The organism is Pantoea sp. EKM20T, from assembly GCF_011800485.1.
In the GTDB taxonomy this organism is placed as follows: Bacteria; Pseudomonadota; Gammaproteobacteria; order Enterobacterales; family Enterobacteriaceae; genus Pantoea; species Pantoea agglomerans.
In genome coordinates this window covers 1-17,853 of record NZ_JAALFW010000016.1, presented here as the reverse complement: position 1 = coordinate 17,853, position 17,853 = coordinate 1, and the positions used below count along the sequence as shown (strand labels likewise).

20 protein-coding genes are annotated in these 17,853 nt (G+C 56.8%); 5 read left to right on the top strand and 15 right to left on the bottom strand.

Features of this window, described 5'->3' with window-relative positions:
* Positions 1 to 312 precede the first annotated feature (312 nt).
* The 11 genes from flgL to flgB all read right to left on the bottom strand — a co-directional run bounded on the left by flgL (position 313) and on the right by flgB (position 10,284).
* A complete protein-coding gene (flgL, locus tag HFD94_RS20495; protein ID WP_033766930.1) occupies positions 313 to 1,278 on the bottom strand; it encodes a flagellar hook-associated protein FlgL in 966 nt (321 codons plus the stop codon).
* A 14-nt stretch (positions 1,279 to 1,292) separates the two neighbouring features.
* The gene (flgK, locus tag HFD94_RS20490) at positions 1,293 to 2,942 is read right to left on the bottom strand and encodes a flagellar hook-associated protein FlgK (protein ID WP_167433503.1); all 1,650 of its coding nucleotides are present in this window, start codon (positions 2,940 to 2,942) and stop codon (positions 1,293 to 1,295) included.
* A gap of 123 nt (positions 2,943 to 3,065) precedes the next feature.
* Positions 3,066 to 4,028 (bottom strand): flagellar assembly peptidoglycan hydrolase FlgJ, encoded by a 963-nt coding sequence (flgJ, locus tag HFD94_RS20485; protein ID WP_010246357.1) that lies wholly within the window; start codon positions 4,026 to 4,028, stop codon positions 3,066 to 3,068.
* Positions 4,028 to 5,137, bottom strand: coding sequence for a flagellar basal body P-ring protein FlgI (locus HFD94_RS20480; RefSeq protein ID WP_010669845.1), 1,110 nt, complete (start codon positions 5,135 to 5,137; stop codon positions 4,028 to 4,030). Before HFD94_RS20480 ends, flgJ begins: the two co-directional genes overlap by 1 nt.
* A 9-nt stretch (positions 5,138 to 5,146) precedes the next feature.
* Positions 5,147 to 5,857: a flagellar basal body L-ring protein FlgH gene (locus HFD94_RS20475; RefSeq protein ID WP_029519565.1), complete on the bottom strand. Its 711-nt coding sequence runs from the start codon at positions 5,855 to 5,857 to the stop codon at positions 5,147 to 5,149.
* Between the two features lie 60 nt (positions 5,858 to 5,917).
* Positions 5,918 to 6,700: a flagellar basal-body rod protein FlgG gene (gene flgG / locus HFD94_RS20470; protein ID WP_003849881.1), complete on the bottom strand. Its 783-nt coding sequence runs from the start codon at positions 6,698 to 6,700 to the stop codon at positions 5,918 to 5,920.
* A gap of 17 nt (positions 6,701 to 6,717) precedes the next feature.
* The gene (locus HFD94_RS20465; RefSeq protein WP_010246364.1) at positions 6,718 to 7,473 is read right to left on the bottom strand and encodes a flagellar basal body rod protein FlgF; all 756 of its coding nucleotides are present in this window, start codon (positions 7,471 to 7,473) and stop codon (positions 6,718 to 6,720) included.
* A 20-nt stretch (positions 7,474 to 7,493) separates the two neighbouring features.
* Entirely contained in the window at positions 7,494 to 8,750 is a 1,257-nt protein-coding gene (gene flgE, locus HFD94_RS20460) for a flagellar hook protein FlgE (RefSeq protein WP_010246367.1), read from the bottom strand.
* A 26-nt stretch (positions 8,751 to 8,776) separates the two neighbouring features.
* The gene (gene flgD / locus HFD94_RS20455; protein WP_167433502.1) at positions 8,777 to 9,451 is read right to left on the bottom strand and encodes a flagellar hook assembly protein FlgD; all 675 of its coding nucleotides are present in this window, start codon (positions 9,449 to 9,451) and stop codon (positions 8,777 to 8,779) included.
* 12 nt (positions 9,452 to 9,463) lie between these two features.
* Positions 9,464 to 9,868, bottom strand: coding sequence for a flagellar basal body rod protein FlgC (flgC, locus tag HFD94_RS20450; protein ID WP_013357440.1), 405 nt, complete (start codon positions 9,866 to 9,868; stop codon positions 9,464 to 9,466).
* A gap of 2 nt (positions 9,869 to 9,870) precedes the next feature.
* Positions 9,871 to 10,284 carry a flagellar basal body rod protein FlgB gene (flgB, locus tag HFD94_RS20445; RefSeq protein ID WP_009090882.1) on the bottom strand — a complete coding sequence of 138 codons (414 nt, stop codon included), beginning with the start codon at positions 10,282 to 10,284 and terminating at the stop codon, positions 9,871 to 9,873.
* A 154-nt stretch (positions 10,285 to 10,438) separates the two neighbouring features.
* On the opposite strand from flgB, the gene flgA reads away from it, so the two are divergent.
* The 3 genes from flgA to flgN all read left to right on the top strand — a co-directional run bounded on the left by flgA (position 10,439) and on the right by flgN (position 11,948).
* Positions 10,439 to 11,098 carry a flagellar basal body P-ring formation chaperone FlgA gene (gene flgA, locus HFD94_RS20440; RefSeq protein ID WP_167433501.1) on the top strand — a complete coding sequence of 220 codons (660 nt, stop codon included), beginning with the start codon at positions 10,439 to 10,441 and terminating at the stop codon, positions 11,096 to 11,098.
* Positions 11,099 to 11,202: 104 nt separating this feature from the next.
* A complete protein-coding gene (gene flgM / locus HFD94_RS20435; protein WP_010669838.1) occupies positions 11,203 to 11,511 on the top strand; it encodes a flagellar biosynthesis anti-sigma factor FlgM in 309 nt (102 codons plus the stop codon).
* A 5-nt stretch (positions 11,512 to 11,516) separates the two neighbouring features.
* Entirely contained in the window at positions 11,517 to 11,948 is a 432-nt protein-coding gene (gene flgN, locus HFD94_RS20430; protein WP_010246377.1) for a flagellar export chaperone FlgN, read from the top strand.
* A gap of 306 nt (positions 11,949 to 12,254) precedes the next feature.
* Here flgN and murJ read toward each other — a convergent pair whose 3' ends face one another.
* The 4 genes from murJ to rimJ form a co-directional block, all read right to left on the bottom strand.
* Positions 12,255 to 13,793 carry a murein biosynthesis integral membrane protein MurJ gene (murJ, locus tag HFD94_RS20425; RefSeq protein ID WP_045140517.1) on the bottom strand — a complete coding sequence of 513 codons (1,539 nt, stop codon included), beginning with the start codon at positions 13,791 to 13,793 and terminating at the stop codon, positions 12,255 to 12,257.
* Positions 13,794 to 13,915: 122 nt separating this feature from the next.
* Positions 13,916 to 14,836: a Gfo/Idh/MocA family protein gene (locus tag HFD94_RS20420; RefSeq protein WP_031593646.1), complete on the bottom strand. Its 921-nt coding sequence runs from the start codon at positions 14,834 to 14,836 to the stop codon at positions 13,916 to 13,918.
* A gap of 1 nt (position 14,837) precedes the next feature.
* Complete coding sequence (locus HFD94_RS20415; protein WP_045140519.1) at positions 14,838 to 15,476, bottom strand: YceH family protein; 639 nt, start codon at positions 15,474 to 15,476, stop codon at positions 14,838 to 14,840.
* Between the two features lie 16 nt (positions 15,477 to 15,492).
* On the bottom strand, positions 15,493 to 16,083 hold the full coding sequence (gene rimJ, locus HFD94_RS20410; RefSeq protein ID WP_010246386.1) for a ribosomal protein S5-alanine N-acetyltransferase: 591 nt from the start codon (positions 16,081 to 16,083) through the stop codon (positions 15,493 to 15,495).
* 299 nt (positions 16,084 to 16,382) lie between these two features.
* Between rimJ and grxB the strand changes: the two genes are divergently transcribed.
* Together grxB and HFD94_RS20400 are read left to right on the top strand one after the other, a co-directional pair.
* Complete coding sequence (gene grxB / locus HFD94_RS20405) at positions 16,383 to 17,030, top strand: glutaredoxin 2 (protein WP_010246388.1); 648 nt, start codon at positions 16,383 to 16,385, stop codon at positions 17,028 to 17,030.
* 114 nt (positions 17,031 to 17,144) lie between these two features.
* A complete protein-coding gene (locus tag HFD94_RS20400; RefSeq protein WP_010246390.1) occupies positions 17,145 to 17,708 on the top strand; it encodes a lipoprotein in 564 nt (187 codons plus the stop codon).
* The last annotated feature ends 145 nt before the right edge of the window (positions 17,709 to 17,853 follow it).

Below are 17,853 nucleotides of genomic sequence, written 5' to 3'. Positions count from 1 at the left end.
GCCGGGGTTTTTTTATGCCTGCGATTCTGCCCGCCAGCGGACAGAGGATAATTAACCTCCCCTCCTCGTTTATCAGGAATCAGGAAAGTGCGTGTGTGCGTGAAAGCGTGAAAGCGTGAAAGCGTGAAAGCGTGAAAGCGTGAAAGCAAGACTGACATGCGAGCTGACTGTCGCTGTAAATCAACCCGGTTTAATTTCTATGGTTCCCGCCACCGGCTGAATCGCAGGCAAAAAAATCCCACCCTCCTTTAGCGGGAGGGTGGGAAAAAGTAAGCGCATCCGGTTAAAGTACGCTCAAAATTTCAGGTCAGACTACGAGTTCATCTGGAACAGCGACATCTTAGACATGTCCGTAAAGGTCTTATAGGACGCCTGTAATGCGGTCTGCTGCATGGTGTAGTTTGAAGCTGCTTCGGTTAAATCCACGTTAACCAGGTCACTCATCTGCGAGCTGTAAATCACACTACGGTCATCGCCCTGGGCATTCAGCGTGTCGATCTCTGAAAGCTGGGTACCAATCTCAGAACGCACGGTTAAGACATTATTCAGCGAGTTACCCAGGCCACGGTTGGTTTTATCCATCGCCGCCTGGAAGGTCTGTTTGGTTGCGGCGTCAGCATCATCCTGCGGCACTTTCAGCGCAGCAATGGCGCTATCCAGCATCTTAAACACATTCGTTTCGCTGGCGCTGCCATCCGGCTCTTTGGTGGCATTGCCAGAGATCGCCATAAAGATATTGTCACCGGTATGGCCCACAGTCATGGTACGGCTGGTATCGACCTTCTGAGTGATCGCCTCGGTGCCGCCTGCGTAGCCGACGCCGGTGCCTGCCGCATCCACAAATGGCGCACTGTCAGTTTTATAACCGGCAAAAATATAGCGGCCATTGGCATCCTGGCTGTTTGCCTGGTTCAGCAACTGGGCACGGATACCCTCCAGCTGGGTAGCAATCGAACCACGGTCATCGTCGCTCAGCGTACCGGTTGAACCGTTGACGATCAGCCCTTGCGCAGCAATGATCCCATCGGTAACGCCTTTCAGCGTATTCTCTTCCAGTGACAGACCCTGCTCGGCAAAGGTACGCGCCAGCGCATACTGCTTGCCCTGCTGCTGGGTTTGTGACAACACGACAGCACGAGACGCGGCAATCGGATCGTCCGAAGGATTATTCACACGGCGGCCGCTGGAGAGCTCCTGGCCTGATTTCAGCCAGGAGGCCTGTGAGTCAGTGATGCCACGCACCTGCTGCTCAAAAATCATATTTGTACTGATTCGCATGTTATCTCCTGCCCTTAGCGAATATTGATCAATGCATTAAACACGGTGCTGGCAGTCTGCAGCACCTGCGCATTGGCCATGTAATATTGCTGATATTTGGTCAGGTTGGCGTACTCCTCATCGAGGTTTACCCCAGAGACCGATTGCTGGCGCTGGGTCAGCTGACTGACCACGCTTTTCTGAGTGGTGCTGGTGGTTTCCAGTGAACTGGTTTTGTTTCCCACACTACTGACGATGGTGGCGTAGGCCTGAGACAGCGTGGCATTGCCGCCGACCAGTTTCACATCCTGCAGATTCAGCAGTTTTTGCGCATTACGGTTATCACTTTCACCGCCTACTGCACCCGCGGCGGCCACCTGCGATTCACTGGTGATCGCGACTGACATATCGTTGATGGCGTTCTGGACCGGCTTCACCAGGAAACTGTCTTTGGCAGCAGGTGCAGGCGTGCCGGCGACGGTCAGTTTCAGACCGTCAAAGCTCAGCGTGGTGTTGCCACTGGCATCAGTACCTGGCGTGATGGTAACGGTCGTACTGTCTGAGGCGCGGGTTGCGGTCCAGTTATTGCCGTCATAACTCACGGTGTAATTGGATGCTTTCAGTGCACTGGTATCGGTCCACTCAGCGGTGACGGACGCGGCGGTGCTGTTTTTACTGTTGCCCACCACGATCGGGCTGCCGATATTAAAGAAATCGACGCCCTGATTGCCTTTGCTATCGAAGCCCTGCTTGTGAACATCGTTGAAACTGGTGGTAAACGCCGCCGCTAACTGACCCAGCTGGTTCTGTGCCAGATCCAGATCCTGAGTACGGAACGCCAGCAGACCGCCCAGCGAACCGGTGGTGATCAGCTTCTCCGGGATCTCGACGTTGCCCGCCTGCTTATCGACATAGCCGATGGTGGTGCGTGTCGGATCGCTGCTGGAAGGCATCGCCACCAGATCGTGAGATTTGTCGCCGTTCACCAGCGTCAGGCCATTGGCCATCGCGACCGTGTAGCCGCCATCCTGCTGCGATACCGTCACACCAACCACGTTATTCAGGGTATTCACCAGCTGATCGCGCTTATCGAGCAGATCGTTAGGTGCGGCACCGTTTGCCGTGCTCAGTTTGCCAATCTGTTTGTTCAGATCGGCAATCTGGCTGGTGAGGGTATTGACCTGCTTGATGCTGGAATCGACATCGGCATTGACGCTGTTCTGCATATTGTTCAGGTATTGCGCTGATGTCTGGAACTGGCTGACCAGCCCCTGCGCATTGCTGAGCATCGACTGACGCGCCGACGGATCGTTGGCGTTGCTGACCACGTTCTGCAGGTTAGTAAAGAAGCCCTGCAGCGAGGTCGACAGGCTGGTAGTCGAAGTCGACAGCAGATCGTCAATGTTAGAAATCTGGCTGTGCTGGGTGCTTACCGCGCTGTAGTTCGCGCTGGAACCGCGCAGCTGCGTAGCAATAAACGCATCATATTCACGTTGTACACCGGTGATATTCACGCCGTTACCATAATAGCTATTGCCCTGCAGGGTACTGTTCGCCTGCGCCAGTACCGTGGTCTGACGTGAATAGCCCGCCACGGTGTAATTGGAAATGTTGTTACTCGTGGTGCTCAGAGCGGCCTGCGCGGCACTCAATCCGCTCATCGCGGAGTTAATTATGCTGGACATCTCGGTTCCTTACGTTCCCCGTCAACCGGGCTGGCAGACATCAAAGTGGGCGCCAGCAGGCGAAAACGCTTCTGGCTATAGGGATGTTATCGGCTTGCTAAAGTGAAACTTGAGGCGCAATGATCAGAACAGGTCGCCCATATCCTGACTGTAAGCTTTGACGACTTTGTCGCCCATACTTTTGAATTGCTGAATCATTCCCACCAGCTTTTGCGCATATTTTGGATCGGTGGCATAACCGGCCGCCTGTAAGGCCTGCGCACCCTGCTCTGCGCTTGAGGCGTTCGTCACCGCCGCATAGCGTGGGTTTTTGGTCAGGAGTTTGACGTAGTCGGTCAGCGCCTCGAAATAGGAGTTATAGACGCGGAAGCTGGCACGCACTTTCTTCGCTTCGCCCTGCTCATATTCGGTGGTCATGATATCGGTGGTGTCACCTTTCCAGTCGCCGCTGGCTTTAATCCCGAACACGTTGTAGCTCGGTTTGCCGTCGCGGGTCAGGATCTGACGCTGGCCCCAGCCCGACTCCAGCGCAGCCTGCGCCAGAATCAGGTGATGAGGAATGCCACTCTGCTGGCTGGCAGCCTGCGCCGGTTGCGTCAGCTGGGCGATAAACTCGCGGCTGTCACTGGGCAGACCCGTCGGTGAAGCGACCGGCGGCAGACGCGGCATTGCCTTACGCACAATCTGCTCCAGCTGCTGCGCCGGCAGTGGTGTTGCCCCGCTGGTGCTGAGAATAAAGCTGTTATCCAGCTTCATCGGCACCGTACCGGCTTTTTCATCCGGCGCGGTGGCGGGCTGCATCTGTTTGACGATGGTTTCCGCCAGGCCGAGGCCACGTTTCCCCATCTCCTGTGCAATCTGCTGGTCATACATAGAGGTAAAGAGTTTGGTCTGCTCGTTGCCCATAATGCCGTCCTGCGGCAACGCCTCGCGCATACTCTTCAGCATCATCTGTACAAACATCCCTTCGACCTGACGGGCCACCTGCAACGCTTGTCCTTTCGGATCGTTGCTGGCCTGGCGTTTCAGTTCATTCAGGGAACGGCTGTCGAAAGCCGAACTCGTCAGAGATTGCATATCAGCCATCAGATAATTTCCAGTTTGGCACGCAGACAGCCGGCACTTTGCATCGACTGCAGAATTGACATCAGTTCGATAGGTGACGCACCCAGCGCATTCAGCGCACGCACCACGTTGTTCAGGTTGGCGCTGGCGTTGACGCGTTGCAGCGCACCGCCGGTCTGGCGCAGATCGATCTGAGTCTGCGTCGTCGCCACCGTCTGACCACCGGCCAGTGGAGTATCAGGCTGACTGACGTTCTGCTGCTGGTTAACCGTCACCGACAGATTGCCCTGCGCGACCGCACACTGATTCAGCGTCACTTCACGGTTCATTACCACCGAACCGGTACGGGAGTTGATGATGACTTTGGCATCTTCAACCGGGATAGACACATTAATGTTCTGGATCTCAGCCAGCAGACGCACCTGCGCACCATTATTAGGCGATACGCGGATCTGCACGGTACGGGCATCCAGCGGCTGCGCTGCGCCGTAGCCGCCACGGGCGTTAATGGCATCAGCAATTCGCTGCGCCATTGAGAAATCTTCGCTGTTAAGCTGCAGGTTAATGGTGTTCTGCGTACCAAAGTTGCTCTGCAGTTCACGCTCAACGGTTGCACCGCCGGTGATACGGCCACCGTTCAGCTGGTTAACCTGAACACTGCTGCCGCCCGCTGACGCACCCGCGCCACCGACCAGGATATTACCCTGCGCCAGCGCATAAACCTGGTTATCGACCCCTTTCATCGGCGTCATTAACAGCGTGCCGCCGCGCAGGCTTTTGGCGTTACCCAGCGACGAGACCACCACATCCAGGTTCTGTCCCTGACGGGCAAACGAGGGCAGTTTAGCGGTGACCATGACGGCCGCCACGTTCTTCAGCTGCATGTTGGTTCCGGTGGGAACGGTAATACCAAGCTGTGACAGCATGTTGCTCACTGTCTGGGTAGTAAATGGCGTCTGGGTAGTCTGGTCACCGGTGCCATCCAGACCCACCACCAGGCCGTAGCCCAGCAGCTGGTTATCACGTACGCCCTGTACCGTGGTTAAATCACGAATCAAATCGGCTTTTGCCAGCAGGCTGACGCCCAGCAGCAGCGCCAGCCCGGCGCGTAACAGCGTTAACTTTTTCATTGAAACCTCTTACATCGGCGAGATGTTCAGGAAGAAACGCTGGAACCAACCCATGGTCTGCGCCTCATTGATGTAACCATTTCCGACGTACTCAATACGTGCATCGGCGACAGCAGTAGATAACACGGCGTTGCTGGCGCTAATGGTGCGTGGGTTGACCACGCCCGAGAAGCGAATGAACTCCGTGCCCTGATTAATGGCAATCTGTTTTTCACCGACCACGTGCAGGTTGCCGTTTGACAACACCTGATCCACGGTGACGGTAATGGTGCCGGTAAAGGTGTTATTGGCGGATGCGCCACCTTTACCTGCGAAATCGTTTTTGCCTGTCGCGTCGATATTGGCTTTTTCACCACCTGCACCCACCAGGCCTGCCAGTCCGGTCGGCACCGCGCTCACGCCAAAGCTGCTGCTGCCATCGCGGCTGGCATTGGCTGAGGAGCTTTTGCTGGCGCTGACGTTTTCCTGCAGCGTAATGGTCAGGGTATCGCCAATGTTGCGTGGACGACGATCTTCAAACAGCGGCTGATAGCCGTAGTTAAGCGGCGCGACGCCCTGGAATATAGAGCCGTTGACCACCGGTGGCGCAGACGGCATGGGTTGCGCTGTGGTTGCACCTTCGACCAGCGGGGTACGCGGGACCAGGGCACATCCGTTAAGAGTTAGCAGCAACGAGGCAACTAACCAATGTCCAGGCTTGAGAATCTGTTGCTTCGCCACGGCGTCACGACCTTATTAATGTCTGTCATTCAGGCCAGCACGGGCTGGCCCTGTTCGGGATTAAAGCTGTGTTAATTTCGCCAGCATCTGATCAGAGGTGCTGATCGCCTTGCTGTTGATTTCGTAGGCGCGCTGCGTCTGGATCATGGTGACCAGCTCTTCCGCCACGTTAACGTTCGAGGTTTCGGTGTAGCCCTGATAGAGCAGACCTGCGCCGTTCTGGCCTGGCGTGCTGTCTGTCGGTGCGCCCGATGCCTGAGTTTCCTTGTAGAGGTTTTCACCCACGCTATCGAGACCGGCGTCATTCATAAAGGTGCTCAGGGTTAACTGCCCCACCTGCGCGGCCTGAGCCTGACCCTGCTGCGTCACGCTGACCACACCGTCACGCGACACGGTAATGCTGGTGGCGTTGGCCGGAATGGTGATGCCTGGCTGCACCGGGAAACCGGAGTTGGTCACCAGCTGGCCGTTCTGATCAACCTGAAACGCGCCGTCACGGGTATAAGCAGAGGTGCCATCCGGCATCTGAATCTGAAAATAGCCCTGGCCGTTAATGGCGATATCTTTTGAGTTACTGGTCTGCGACAGGTTGCCCTGCGTATGCAGACGCTCAGTGGTCACCGGACGAACACCGGTACCGATCTGCAAACCGGATGGCAGCGTTGTCTGCTCTGATGACTGTGTGCCCGGCTGGCGCATGGTCTGGTACATCAGATCTTCGAACACGGCACGTGAACGCTTAAAGCCGTTGGTGCTGACGTTTGCCAGGTTGTTGGCAATGACGTCCATGTTCATCTGCTGCGCATCAAGACCGGTCTTAGCGATCCATAAAGAACGAATCATGTTGTTATCCTCGTGCCTTAGCCCATGCTCAGGAGCTGGTTGGCTTTTTGTTCATTTTCGTCGACGTTGGTGATGACTTTCATCTGCATCTCAAAACGTCGGGCGTTGGCGATCATATCGACCATGGTTTCTACCGGTTTGACGTTGCTGCCTTCCAGCACGCCAGGCATCACCTGCATGGTGGGATCGGCCTGCAGCGCGGCACCGCGGGTTGTCTGCGTCGACGCAGTCGGACGGAACATGCCGTCATCACTGCGCTGCAGCTCCTGCCCTGTTGCCCTGACCAGCTTCAGCTTGCCCAGCTGAACCGTGGCATTCGGTGAATCACCGGCATTCAGCCCGGTGATCGAGCCGTCGGCTGCAATGGTGATTTGCGTGCCCTGCGGAATCACAATCGGACCGCCATCGCCCATCACAGGATTGCCCTGAACCGTCAGCGTACCGGTCGGACTGATTTGCATATTGCCGTTGCGGGTATAGGCTTCGCTGCCGTCAGCGGTACGTACCGCCAGCCAGCCATCCTGCTGCACCGCCACATCGAGTGGACGCTCGGTGTAATCCATCGCGCCCTGACTCATGTCGGCGCCCGGTGTTGAGGCGGCGACCAGCGTGCGGGTTGGCAGTGACCAGCCACTCACCGGCACTGCGCGCAGCGCATTCAGCTGTGCACGAAAACCGGGTGTAGAGGCGTTGGCGAGGTTGCTGGCGGTAACCGCCTGCTGATCCAGCGTCTGGCTGGCCGCGCCCATCGCGGTATATATCGCGTGATCCATATGGCAATCCTGTTAGCGAATTAACGTAAGTTAACCAGCGTGTTGAGAATCTGGTCCTGAGTTTTGATGGTCTGCGCATTCGCCTGATAGTTACGCTGCGCGACGATCATATTCACCAGCTCTTTACTCATGTCGACGTTGGACGATTCCAGTGCGCCGGCGGTCAGTGAACCAAAGGTACCGGTGTTAGCCAGACCAGTTGCTGCCTGACCGGATGCGCTCGAAGCCTGCCAGACGTTGTCGCCTTTAGACTGCAGGCCTTCCGGGTTAGAGAAGCTCGACAGGACAATCTGACCCAGCAGCTGGGTTTTCTGGTTTGAGTAGCTGCCAGTGATGGTGCCGTCATTATTGATCGCGTAGCTGGTCAGATCGCCAGGTGCATAACCATCCTGGGTCGGGCTGCCAAAGTTGGTGGCGCCGGTGTTCTGCTGCAGGCTGCCCAGCATGCTCAGGTTGATGGGCTGATTGGCTACTGCGCCATTGGCGCCGCCCACGTTCAGCGTCAGGCCGACGGTGCCATCCGTCGTGGTGCTGACAACCGCGCCGCTGGCATCCAGCTTAGAAACGCTGGTCAGCTTACCGCTGGTGTCAAACGCCATTCGGAAGTCACCCGCGGAGGTGCCGGTGGTGCCATCAATGGTACGCACGGTCCAGCTGTTGCTGGTGGTGTCTTTCGAGAAATACATGTCGAGCGCGTGGTCATTACCCTGCGAGTCGAACACGGTTGCCGTGGTTTTCTTGTTGTAGCTGTCTGCGTTCGCCGTCGAGAAGGTAGGCACGGATGGCGTGGTATCCGTTGAGTTCAGGTTGGCAACCAGACCGGCGGTGGTGGTGGCGCGGGCTGACATCTGCTCGGTAGGAATACGCAACGCTACCGGGTTAGCACCGGCCTGAATGGTGGCCGGTGAACCGCTGGCCGGATAGCCGGTCACGTTCAGACCCTGGGTGTTGACCAGGTTACGGTTAGCATCCAGCGTTAACTGGCCATTACGTGAATAGAAGACGCCGCCGCTGCTGTCGGTCATACGGAAGAAACCGTTACCGCTCAGCGCAACGTCCAGGCCACGGCTGGTGGTGGTGGTCGCACCGTCGTTAAAGTTCTGAATCACCGCCGCGACTTTGGTGCCGAGACCGACGTTAGAACCGGCAAACATATCGGCAAACGCGATGGTGCTCGATTTAAAGCCCGCTGTTGCGGAGTTAGCAATGTTGTTACCGATGACATCAAGGTTACTTGAAGCAGCACCAAGGCCGCTGACCGCTTGGGAAAATGACATTTATAGGTTTCCTGTCTACAGGTTAATCAGAGAATCTGACGTACGTCGTCAAGGGTGGCGGAGCCCATGGTGCCGAGATCCAGTTTTGTGGTGTTGTTCGCAGTACTCACCCCATTGACGTAGGCGTAGTTAAGCGGTTGTGCCACCAGTTGTGTGTTGCCATTGCTTGCGGCAATCGCAACGCTGTATTTACCATCCGGTGCTTCAGAGCCATCGGTCAGCTTGCCGTCCCACGAGAAGGTGTGCACGCCAGCACTGAGCGCGCCCAGATCGACGGTATCGATCACGTTGCCACTGGCATCTTTAATCGTGGCCGATGCGCCGGTTGAGGCAGAGGCCAGTTCAACGCCAAATGGTGTTGTGGTGCCTTTGCCGACCAGAACCTGTCCGCCATTGACCATTACGCCATGCCCAATCAGCGTGGAGCTCTGCAGCGACTGGCTGGTGCTGATCTGGCCGGAGATCGATCCCAGCGTGGTATTCAGTTTTTCAATGCCGCTCAGGGTATTGATCTGTGCCAGCTGCGTGGTGAGCTGGCTGTTATCCATTGGATTGGTGGGATCCTGGTTCTTTAACTGCGTCACCAGCATGGTCAGGAACTGATTCTGCAGATCCTGCGCATTGTTGCCGGTGCCACTGGTGTTAGAGGAGCTAAGGACCGTGGGGTCCAGTCTTTCGTTAACGCCTACCGCGATAGCCATAATTTTTCTCCGTTATTGCCCGATCGTCAGGGTTTTCATCATCATCGACTTCACGGTGTTGAGCACTTCGACGTTGGCCTGGTAGCTGCGTGACGCCGACATGGTGTTGACGCTTTCAGAGACCACATCCACGTTCGGCATCTTCACGTAGCCTTTGGCATCTGCCATCGGATTGCCCGGGTCATAGACCAGCTTGGCAGGTGTAGGGTCATCCACGACTCTTGCCACTTTCACGCCGCCGGTGGCTGAGCCTGGCGCCGCATCGGTCTGGAAAACCACCTGCTTTGCCACGTAAGGCTTTCCATCGGGGCCGGTGACGCTGTCGGCGTTCGCCAGGTTACTGGCACTGACGTTTAATCGCTGTGATTGCGCGGTCATCGCTGAACCGGCAATGTCAAAAATATTCAGCAAGGCCATAATTATTGTCCTTGTAACACGCTCATCATGCCTTTGATCTGGCTACTGATGAGGGTGAGGTCGGTTTGATATTTCAGGCTGTTATCCGCGAACTGCGTACGCTCACGGTCCATATCTACGGTGTTGCCGTCGGCAGAAGGCTGGTCAGGAATGCGATAAAGCATATCCATCGATGGCACGCCGTTTGTCTGTGCTTCAATGTGGCGAGCTGACGTGACTTTTAACGCCATGCTGCTGCCTTCCGCACGACCATTGGACATCACCCGACTCAGCTCGCTGGCAAAGTCGATATCCCGGGCCTGATAACCAGGGGTATCGGCGTTGGCAATATTTGACGCCAGGATCTCCTGACGTTGAGCACGCAGGTTGAGGGCCTCCGTACCAAATTTCAGCGCCGCATCCAGTTTGTCGAGCATGTTTCCTCCGCGTATGAGAATTTCGAGCTCGCAGCTTAATTTGAAAACGCAAGGGGTCATCGTCTGAATAAGGCCTCAAATGACCGCTATTTTGACAATTAAGGATTTTTCTTAAGGGTTACACTCGTCGCCATCATCAGTGAGGAAATGCACAATGCGTCGATATCTGACCCTGCTGACCAGCCTGCTGGTCGCGATCGCCCTGCCGGTTTCCGCCGGGGATCTCAATGCACAACTGAATCAATTTTTTAAAGCGCGTGACGCCCAGCATGCTGATGGCATGGTCGTGGTGGTACGCACGCCACAGGAACAGTGGCCAGTCTGTGAGGCGCCACAGTTCACCCTGCCCGGCAACAGCCGGTTGTGGGGCAATATGAGCGTGGCGGCAAACTGTGGCGAGAACCGCCGTTATATTCAGGTTCAGGTGCAGGTCACCGGTTCCTATCTGGTGGCGAACCGGCTGCTGAGCCAGGGCAGTAGCGTGAGCGAGAGTGATTTCACGCTGCAGACTGGTCGCCTGGATACCCTGCCCGCCCGCGCCCTGCTGAATGCGGACTCGGTCGCAGATGCCGTGGTATTGCGCGATATCCCGCCAGGACAGCCGATTAACCCATCCACACTGCGTCAGCCGTGGCGGGTCAAGGCGGGTCAGAATGTGATGGTGATTGCCAGCGGCGACGGATTTGATGCCAGCGGTGAGGGCAAGGCACTGAATAACGCCGCCCGATCGCAGTCGGTCCGGGTCAGGATGGGAAATGGTCAGGTTGTCAGCGGTAAGGTACGAGAGGATGGGAATATTCTTATAACGCTGTAAAGTGTTAAAGAAGCCAGTAGTGCTGCCGATAGAAGAATCAACTAAGCGATAACGCTATTCTGATTCAGGTGGCAGACTTCCCCTGACCGTACAGGAGCCCGAACATGAGCATTGACAGAACGCAACCTCTGAAACCCGCCAGCACCGTACAGAGCCGCGATAGCAGTGAGTCCGGTAACAGCAAAGTGCGCCAGAGCGCCAGCCCGGTGGCAGCAGCCACGACCCCTGCTGCAGCCCAGGTAAAACTGAGCAGCGCGCAGTCGCAGCTGATGCAGCCGAGCAGCAAAGATATTAACGTCGAGCGCGTTGAACAACTGAAAACCGCCATTCGTAATGGCGAACTGAAGATGGATACCGGCAAAATCGCCGATGCGCTGATTGCCGACACCAAGGCGTATTTAGAGGGTAATTAATTCCCATGAGTAATTTGCAGACCACCTTAGATAAGATGCAGGATGTGCTGGCGTCGCTGTCAGCCGTGCTGGAAGAAGAGCAGCAGCAGCTGGCAGCCGGAAACATTAACAGCAATCTGCTGCAGCGTATCACCGAAGATAAAAGCGCGCTGCTCAGTACGCTGAACTATCTGGACGAGATGCGCCGCACCGCTGAACAGAGCCAGGCGACCTCGGCTCCTTATCGTGGTCAGAACGACATGGCGCGCCGCTGGGACACTATCCAGCAGCATTCCCGTCGTCTGCAGGATGCCAATGTTCATAACGGCCTGCTGCTGCAACACCAGATCCGCTACACCCAGGATGCGCTTGACGTGCTGAAGCCGCATCAGACCCAGGCCTTTTACGGCCCGGATGGGATGGGTAAAGGCCAGGCGACGTTAAGTCGCAAAGCCTGAACCGGAAAGTAGCGAAAAAAAATCCCGCCTGGTGCGGGATTTTTTATTGGTGCGTTTTTTCCTTCACCATGATGAGCTTTAAAATTGAGCCTGCACAGGGAACAGGGGCAGATCGGAAAGACGCTAAAGCCAATCCCTGGCCGCTCGGCCCGCGCGATTACGCACCTCATCCCTGAGGTGCGCCCGTTGCCGGGCCAACGCGTTGCGTTGTTCAAAAACGCTCCCGGCGTTTTTGTCCATGGCGCGGGACGCTTTCCTCCTCTGCCCCTGTTCCCTGCGCGTTGAATTTATTTATTGCGGCAAGCTTTACACAGCGGTGCGACGCGCATAGTCGCGAAGCCGGAAGCCCAGCAGCCCCAGCGCCAGGAAATAGGCCCCGCCGCCCACACCACAGACCGCGGCCAGACGCAGCAGCCGCCACAGCATCGATCCCTGCTCCCAGGCTGGCATCCACTGCAGCATGGCAAACAGCGCGCCTGCCATCACCACTACAGCTATCAGCAGGCGGATCAGGAAGCTGCTCCAGCCCGGCTGCGGCATAAAGATATTCTTCTTACGCAGCTGCCAGTAGAGCAGCGACGCATTCAGACAGGCTGCCAGCCCAATCGACAGTGACAGACCGGCGTGTTTCAGCGGACCAATAAACGCCAGGTTCATTACCTGCGTCATGATCAGCGTGATAATCGCAATTTTAACCGGCGTTTTGATGTCCTGACGGGAATAGAAGCCCGGAGCCAGCACCTTGACCACGATCAGCCCCATCAGTCCGACGGAGTAGGCGATCAGAGCGCGCTGCGTCATCAGTGCATCAAAGGCAGTGAATTTGCCGTACTGGAACAGCGCCACGGTCAGCGGGCCGGAGAGCATGCCCAGTGCCACCGCGCTGGGAAGCGCCAGCAGGAAACAGAGGCGCAGACCCCAGTCCATCAGCCGGGAATATTCATCATGGTTGCCGCTGGCAAAACTTTTGGCCAGCGACGGCAGCAGAATGGTGCCCAGCGCCACGCCCAGCACACCCGAGGGGAACTCCATCAGGCGGTCCGCGTAGTACATCCAGGAGACCGAACCTGAGACCAGAAACGAGGCGAAGATGGTGTTGATGATCAGCGAGATCTGACTGACAGAAACGCCCAGAATGGCAGGTCCCATCTGACGCATGACCCGCCAGACGCCCGCATCACGCAGATTCAGGCGTGGCAGCACCAGCATCCCGAGTTTCTTCAGGTGTGGCAGCTGATAGCCGAGTTGCAGCACGCCGCCAGCCACGACGGCCCAGGCCAGCGCCATTACCGGTGGGTGGAAGTGCGGCGCGGCAAACAGCGCAAAGCCAATCATGCTGACGTTCAGCAGGGTCGGTGCAAAGGCCGGTACCGAGAAGCGGTTCCAGGTGTTCAGCACCGCCCCCGCCAGCGACGCCAGCGAAATCAGCATAATGTAGGGGAAGGTCACCCGCAGCAGCGAGCTGGTCAGCGCGAACTTGTCGGGACTGTCGGCAAAGCCGGGAGCCGTGATCATGATGACCCAGGGCGCAGCGATCATGCCCGCCACGGTGACCAGCGCCAGCGCCAGCGTCAGCAGTCCGGAGACGTAAGCCAGGAAGAGTTTGGTCGCCTCTTCGCCCTGCTTGCTTTTATATTCAGCCAGTATCGGCACGAAGGCCTGAGAAAATGCGCCTTCAGCAAAAATACGCCGCAGCAGATTGGGAAGTTTAAACGCAACAAAGAACGCATCAGTCGCCATTCCGGCGCCAAACACCCGCGCCACGATGGCATCACGGGCAAAGCCCAGTACGCGGGAAAACAGGGTCATAGAACTGACCGCTGCCAGCGATTTCAACAAATTCATAATTGACGGCGCATCCTGAAAAGAATCGGCAAAAAAGGAGAATTAGCGCGGGCACCCAGAAGATGCCCGGCGACAGTCTACTGCCACGGAGGGAAATGACCAGCACGGAGTGTTACAAGGCGTTATTCCTGCGTCGCCTCACGCCACAATTTTTCCACCACACGCTGCGCCATCAGCGCCTGCTCACCGCTGGTTTCAGGCTTCGTCTGATTTTGTACGCAGTCGATGAAATGGCGAGCCGCACCGCTGAAACCGCGCTGGGTCAGATGACTCTGCCAGGCGGGCGGTGGCGTAATCAGCAGCCCGTCACGCCGTTCTTCCTGCCAGTCGCGCATCTCACTGATGTCGATGCACTTACCGTCACATACTGCGCTGACCCGCTCGCGCTGACTGCCTGCGCGCCGGTGCATGCTGGTGGTAATCGACAAGCCCTCAACAGCGAAATGGTGCTCAGCATAGAGCATCTGCCCCTGTTCGTTGGTGTCGATGCGTCCCTGAACCTGGCGAAAGGGTTTCCCGCCCAGCCAGAGGGCGGTGTCCACCACATGCAGATAGTCATCGAGCAGGGTAAAGCGGAGATCCTGTGGCCCGACGCTGTCGCTACGGTGCTTTTCAATCCGCAGAGAAGCGGCGTCCGCCATCTCCGCCCGCAGCTGCTGATAGCGCGGGGCGAACCGCCGGTTAAACGCCACCATCAGTTTACGCTGCCGTTTTTCCGCCAGCGCCACCAGCGCCTCAGCCTGTTCCAGGGTTTCAGCCAGCGGCTTATCGACGCAGACATCCTTTCCTGCCAGCAGCAGCGCCCTGACCACTTCATAGTGCGTGGCGGTGCTGCTGTGGACAAAGACCGCGTCGCAGGCAGCGGCTAATTCATTCAGCGAACCAAAACATGGCATGCGATAGCTGTCACAGACCGGCCGGGCTTTGGCCTGGTTCGGGGAAAACGCTCCAGCCAGAGTCCAGTCCGTCGCCGCCGACAGCACCGGCAGCCAGGCTTTCTGCGCGATACCGCCTAATCCCACTACGCCAATACGTAAGGTCATCTCAGCTCTCCGGTTGCAGCAGTTGGGTGAGTTGTGCCTGAAGCGCTGCAACCTGCTGTTCCAGCGTTGCGACGCGCGCCGCCAGATCGCCCTGCTCTTCTGACGCGTCTGCGGCCTGCGGCTGGTCAGGCTCATCGCCCAGCAGATGCATAAAGCGGCTTTCGCGCTTGCCAGGTTCACGCGACAGACGGATCACCTGAGCACTGTCGTCGCGCTGCATCAATCCTTCCAGCGTTTGCTCAACTTCGCTGACATCACTGAACTCGTGCAGACGGCCGCTGCGGGTACGCAGTTCGCCTGGCGTCTGGGGCCCGCGCAGTAACAGCAGCGTCAGCAGAGCGACTTCTGCACTATTAAGCTTTAGCGTGCCAAACGCGGAGTTGCAGAAACGCTGCTCATATTTCACGACCCGCTGCCCGGCGGCGCTGCTGGCGGTAATCAGATGCCGTTTTTCCAGCTGATCGAGCTGATCCTGCACCTCACTTTCGCTCAGCTCCATCACCGGCTCGCGGTTCGATTTCTGGTTACAGGCCACCACCACGCCATTCAGCGACAGCGGATACTGTTCCGGCGTGGTGACCTGCTTCTCCAGCAGGCAGCCCAGCACGCGCATCGCCTGCGCCGATAAAGTCATCTTCATGCTCGCATCCTCATTATTATCCACGCCGGTCAGGCGTCCATTCCCGCAGGGTTAAGGCTGTCAGTACGTGATCCTGCCAGCGTCCGTCGATCAGCAGATAATCTTTCGCGTAACCCTCTTTCTCAAAACCGAGTCGCGCCAGCAGATCGCCGCTGCGCTGGTTGTGCGGCATGTAATTAGCCATGATGCGGTGAATATGCTGCTGGCGCTGCATATAGCGGATTGCCACCTGCAACGCTTCGAACATGAACCCCTGCCCCTGCCACTTTTCACCCAGTGAATAGCCGAGATAACAGGCATGAAAGGATCCGCGCAACACATTGCTGAAGTTCGCCACTCCCCTCACTTCGGTTTCATCGCTGTCCATTAAAATGAAATAGAAGGCCGAACCCTGCTTATGCATGTCGGAAATCAGCCCAAGCCGCGCCTGCCAGCCCGAGGGGTAGCAGTGGCTGTCATCACGCACCGGCTCCCACGGTTTTAAAAACAGGCGGTTTTCCGCGTAGTAATCTGCCATTCGCCAGGCATCACGCTCGTGAACCAGACGGACCACCAGCCGATCGGTGGTTAATCGCACCCTGGGCGCGGCAGAACGATAGCCAAACATCCTGACTCCTGAAATCAATGGCTGATAGAGATGAGCCGTCATTACCCGGCTTTCACTATAACCGCCGCCTGGGCTCCGGTAAAACGTTACAGCGGTTTAGCGATAAAGAGGCTGATTTTGCTCGGGTCGCACCGCGGATAACCCCTGCTGCAGGCGGCATCAGCAGCGGATCCTGCAGCGTGCCTGACAGGCAGGTTTGCCCTGTGGGGTAATCTCTTCCATACTTTTTACGAGCCCGAAAGCAGGATGAATTGATTCACTCTGTTAAACACTAAACCTGTAAAATCCGGGAGATCAGGATGAAGCTCTATATCTACGACCACTGCCCTTTCTGCGTTAAAGCGCGAATGATTTTTGGCCTGAAAAACAAACCGGTTGAGCTGGTGGTAATGCTCAACGACGATGAAGAGACGCCGAAACGACTGATCGGACAGAAAATGGCGCCCATTCTGCAGAAGCAGGATGGCAGCGCGATGCCTGAGAGTATGGAGATCGTACACTATGTCGATCAGCAGGATGGCGAACCGCTGATCATCGGCGCGCTGAATCCGGCGATCGGCGACTGGCTGCGTCACATGAACAGCTATGTCAATAAACTGCTGCTGCCGCGTATTGCAGAGGCGGCGTTTGCCGAATTCGCGACGCCGGAGGCGCGTGACTATTTCCGCAACAAAAAGCAGGCGAGCATCGGTGATTTCGACACGCTGAAAAGTCATTCTGCCGGCCTGATTAAGAACGTCAGCGACGATCTGCGCAAGCTGGACAAATTAATCGTCCAGCCCAATGCGGTGAATGGCGAGCTGTCCGAAGATGATTTTAATCTCTTCCCGCTGCTGCGCTCTCTGACGCTGGTGGCCGGAATCGACTGGCCGAGCCGGGTCGCTGACTACCGCGATAACATGGCTAAACAGACCCAGGTGAATCTGCTCTCCTCGATAGCTCACTAACCCCTCCCGATGAGAGACGCTGCGGCGTTTCTCATCTCTTTCCTGATGACACCCGCTACGCATTCAGGCAGGCTATGGCCTGTTTATTGGCTCTGATATTCAGGATAAAGATCGATGAAAAAGGCTTTTTTCGGGCTGACTGCCCTGTTGATCGCGCTGCTGGTGAGCGGCTGTAATCAACTGACGCAATACACCATCAGCGAACAGGAAGTAAACCAGGCGCTGCAGAAGCACAACAACTATGAGAAAGATATTGGCGTTTCCGGGCTGGTTAATGCGCACATCGTCCTGAACAACCTGACCAGTCAGATTGGCCGTGAAGAGCCAGGTAAAGTGACGCTCTCTGGCAATGCTAAAATCAATGTGACGTCACTGTTTGGTCCCCAGCAGGCCGATATGCAACTGAAGATGCGTGCTCAGCCGGTCTATGACCAGCAGCAGGGTGCAATCTATCTGCGCGATCTGGAAATTGTTGATGCGCAGGTTGCTCCGGAAAAAATGGCCTCCATTATGAAAACGCTGACGCCTTATCTGAATCAGTCGCTGAAAAACTACTTTGATCAAAAGCCGGCTTACGTGCTCAGCGCCGACCGCAGCAAAGGCGAGTCGCTGGCGAAGAAATTTGCCAAAGGACTGGAAGTGAAACCTGGCGAACTGGTTATTCCCTTTACGCAGTAATGCCAGTCAGTTAAGCGACAGGTGATAACGCAGTCTGGTGCCGCTCAGGGGCTGGCGGTCCTCGCGCCGCTACGCGGTTCCTTCACGTCATTCCTCTGCCTGACGGACCGCCGGGGATGGCACATCCTGTGCCGCCCCGCCTTTC

Excerpts from the sequence above, each read along its gene's own strand:
- flgL (WP_033766930.1), bottom strand. The coding sequence starts at position 1,278 with ATGCGAATCAGTACAAATATGATTTTTGAGCAGCAGGTGCGTGGCATC.
- flgK (WP_167433503.1), bottom strand. The coding sequence starts at position 2,942 with ATGTCCAGCATAATTAACTCCGCGATGAGCGGATTGAGTGCCGCGCAG.
- flgJ (WP_010246357.1), bottom strand. The coding sequence starts at position 4,028 with ATGGCTGATATGCAATCTCTGACGAGTTCGGCTTTCGACAGCCGTTCC.
- HFD94_RS20480 (WP_010669845.1), bottom strand. The coding sequence starts at position 5,137 with ATGAAAAAGTTAACGCTGTTACGCGCCGGGCTGGCGCTGCTGCTGGGC.
- flgG (WP_003849881.1), bottom strand. The coding sequence starts at position 6,700 with ATGATTCGTTCTTTATGGATCGCTAAGACCGGTCTTGATGCGCAGCAG.
- HFD94_RS20465 (WP_010246364.1), bottom strand. The coding sequence starts at position 7,473 with ATGGATCACGCGATATATACCGCGATGGGCGCGGCCAGCCAGACGCTG.
- flgE (WP_010246367.1), bottom strand. The coding sequence starts at position 8,750 with ATGTCATTTTCCCAAGCGGTCAGCGGCCTTGGTGCTGCTTCAAGTAAC.
- flgD (WP_167433502.1), bottom strand. The coding sequence starts at position 9,451 with ATGGCTATCGCGGTAGGCGTTAACGAAAGACTGGACCCCACGGTCCTT.
- flgC (WP_013357440.1), bottom strand. The coding sequence starts at position 9,868 with ATGGCCTTGCTGAATATTTTTGACATTGCCGGTTCAGCGATGACCGCG.
- flgB (WP_009090882.1), bottom strand. The coding sequence starts at position 10,284 with ATGCTCGACAAACTGGATGCGGCGCTGAAATTTGGTACGGAGGCCCTC.
- flgA (WP_167433501.1), top strand. The coding sequence starts at position 10,439 with ATGCGTCGATATCTGACCCTGCTGACCAGCCTGCTGGTCGCGATCGCC.
- flgM (WP_010669838.1), top strand. The coding sequence starts at position 11,203 with ATGAGCATTGACAGAACGCAACCTCTGAAACCCGCCAGCACCGTACAG.
- flgN (WP_010246377.1), top strand. The coding sequence starts at position 11,517 with ATGAGTAATTTGCAGACCACCTTAGATAAGATGCAGGATGTGCTGGCG.
- murJ (WP_045140517.1), bottom strand. The coding sequence starts at position 13,793 with ATGAATTTGTTGAAATCGCTGGCAGCGGTCAGTTCTATGACCCTGTTT.
- HFD94_RS20420 (WP_031593646.1), bottom strand. The coding sequence starts at position 14,836 with ATGACCTTACGTATTGGCGTAGTGGGATTAGGCGGTATCGCGCAGAAA.
- HFD94_RS20415 (WP_045140519.1), bottom strand. The coding sequence starts at position 15,476 with ATGAAGATGACTTTATCGGCGCAGGCGATGCGCGTGCTGGGCTGCCTG.
- rimJ (WP_010246386.1), bottom strand. The coding sequence starts at position 16,083 with ATGTTTGGCTATCGTTCTGCCGCGCCCAGGGTGCGATTAACCACCGAT.
- grxB (WP_010246388.1), top strand. The coding sequence starts at position 16,383 with ATGAAGCTCTATATCTACGACCACTGCCCTTTCTGCGTTAAAGCGCGA.
- HFD94_RS20400 (WP_010246390.1), top strand. The coding sequence starts at position 17,145 with ATGAAAAAGGCTTTTTTCGGGCTGACTGCCCTGTTGATCGCGCTGCTG.